The following is a 2410-nucleotide window of genomic DNA, read 5'->3' on the forward strand; positions in this document are numbered from 1 at the left end:
TAAGGGGGATAATGGAGTGTGAGTTAAATCCTGTATAGATAGGAATTCTATTAATGGAGCCATATTGAGCTGAAGCTATAATTTTTATCCCACCATTGTCATAAACACAATATACTTTTTGCGGATTTAAAACCTGCTCCATAATATTTCCATCCATTAGTGTTGCCAAAACTTTCATTAGCATATTATCTATTCCATCTATTGCTGGAGAATTAAATGTATAAACTTTCGAAGCACTAAATTTTATTTGTTTAAAATCTGTATCGAGTGTCTTATCGATTGTATCGCAAAATTGCATTGCTATCACAGCCAAATATCCACCTAAAGAATGCCCCACAAAAATAATTTTATTAGAATCTATATTATTTAAAATAGGTGCTATATCGAGCAAGAATTGTTTTAAATCATTAGCTTGAAAATCTCCTTTACCAAATACAAGTCCTATATCAGCAAATGTATCCATACTCCAAAATTTTTCTGTTCCCCTAAAAGCAACAATAAATCGCTCTTTTTGTGTATCGTAGAATAATGTAGCAGAAAATCCACTTGAAGTATTTGGTTGATGAAATATGATTTGATATCGTTTTGCAAATGCTTTTGCCTGCAATTCTCCAAATTCCCCATTAAGTCTAGGATAAAAAACTAAAGAATCATCATAAATAAAATAACCTTTATGCTCTTTAGATAATGCTTTATGATATTCAAATTTTTCTTGATTTTCTTCATTTTTAAAGATTCTACCTATTCCTATCTTAAAATCATCAACTTTTTGTCCATCAATATAGATAAGGTTAAAATAACTAGCCCACGACAACTCTGCATAATCTCTAATATCATTAATTTGTTTTTTCATAGTTCTCCTTTTAATCAAATATAAGATACAACAAAACTGCCAATGGATAGTATAATAACAATAGAAAAAATCTAAGTAAATATTTTTTAACTCTTGTTATTCCAAATAGCCATAAATTTACTACCACTAGCGGTAGAATAATCCAGCTCATCATTATAAAAAACTCCTCAAATCTATCTGGATTATGCCCAATTAATGGCGAAATTATATAGCCAAATATACAAAACACAACCCAACAAACATAAAGTATTTTTAATATTTTCATAAGTTGTAACCTTTTTATCTTTTCTAGTTATAGTTTAAAGCAAGCAATTGAGCAAGACAACCTCATAGTGAATGTCCTACCACATTAAGACTTTCAGGCTTTGTGATATTTGAGTATTTTTCTACACATTTGTTATAGAATCTTAGCATATTTTCATAATATGATTTCGGCACTTGCCCTTTTGTTAATAGATTCCAAAAATCAGCTTCTAAATAATCTTTTGTGTCATAGCTACCCCTTATGGCTAAGGTATATTGTTTTGTGGTTTTTTTTTTAAATAAACAGGCGTGGAAACCTTTTGAATTATCTTTAGGATAATATTCTATCAATTCATAACGTTCAAAGAATCTTTGTGCTTGCTTGGGAGACATATCACCATCAAGCTTATCATCAAAAAACCAACCTGTATCTTTAACCTCATATCCTTTGTAGGTAATGTCTAAAATATCGGTAAGAGCGATAGATAAAGGTTTATCTGTATCATCTTTTCTGTCTTTAAATTTTTTTCCTAATAAATGAAAATACCCATAAGCTACCCAAGCCAATTCAGCCATTTCTCTAAGTTTCTCAATTCGTTTTTTATTACTCATTTCACTTCCTTAATAATATTTTCACAAGTTATAAAATTCTCGTTCCACTCTAATTCATAACTTGCCATACCTTTTCTCCCTAGATAATAGCGTTTTGTATCCAATCTAGCCATAAGTTTTATAGACTTGAAATCTTGAATAGAATTAATATTTTTGTTCTTATACAGCAATACAAAATTATATAATATTCTTCCATTTTTTATTGGTTGCCTAATGCTAAAATTCGCACTACATTTCATAGTATCTATAACTTTATTTTTTAATTGAAAGAATATTTCCGCTTCCCTATTCAACTCTTCCCAATCTAGCGTATCCAAACTCAAATCAAAATAACTTAAAATTTTATTATATTTTTCTTGATTATCTGGCAATTCATTTAGCTTACACATATTTCTAAATTCATAAAAGCTAGGCTCTAGATAAAATGAATATGGCGTATAATAAAATATTATTAATCCCACACCACCAAGAAATACTAGAATCTTAGATATTTTTCTTTGTGATTTAAAGGCTTTTCTATAAATAAGCCAACATATAAAGTAAGATAAAGTAAAGACTATAAATAGAAATATGATGATAAATAGCATTTATTTATCTCCTTTGTTAGATTTATTTCTTTATCATCACATTCTCTTATATAATCTCTTTTTAAATCAATAAAGTCTCCATAACCATATTCTAAATCTTTAGAATCTATTTTAG

At 28.4% G+C, this 2410-nt stretch carries 3 protein-coding genes; all 3 read right to left on the reverse strand.

Going from position 1 to position 2410, the window contains the following annotated elements:
* On the reverse strand, window positions 1-853 hold an 853-nt coding region (locus LS64_RS12015; protein ID WP_138127383.1), incomplete at its 3' end, for a Tle-like phospholipase domain-containing protein.
* 327 nt (window positions 854-1180) lie between these two features.
* Complete coding sequence (locus LS64_RS12025) at window positions 1181-1708, reverse strand: hypothetical protein (RefSeq protein ID WP_118962149.1); 528 nt, start codon at window positions 1706-1708, stop codon at window positions 1181-1183.
* Complete coding sequence (locus tag LS64_RS12030) at window positions 1705-2295, reverse strand: hypothetical protein (RefSeq protein ID WP_064773735.1); 591 nt, start codon at window positions 2293-2295, stop codon at window positions 1705-1707. Before LS64_RS12030 ends, LS64_RS12025 begins: the two co-directional genes overlap by 4 nt.
* Window positions 2296-2410 lie beyond the last annotated feature (115 nt).

The sequence above is a fragment of the Helicobacter saguini genome, assembly GCF_000762875.2.
Taxonomy (GTDB): domain Bacteria; phylum Campylobacterota; class Campylobacteria; order Campylobacterales; family Helicobacteraceae; genus Helicobacter_A; species Helicobacter_A saguini.

Coding starts and splice junctions, on each gene's coding strand:
- LS64_RS12025 (WP_118962149.1), bottom strand. CDS start 1,708: ATGAGTAATAAAAAACGAATTGAGAAACTTAGAGAAATGGCTGAATTG.
- LS64_RS12030 (WP_064773735.1), bottom strand. CDS start 2,295: ATGCTATTTATCATCATATTTCTATTTATAGTCTTTACTTTATCTTAC.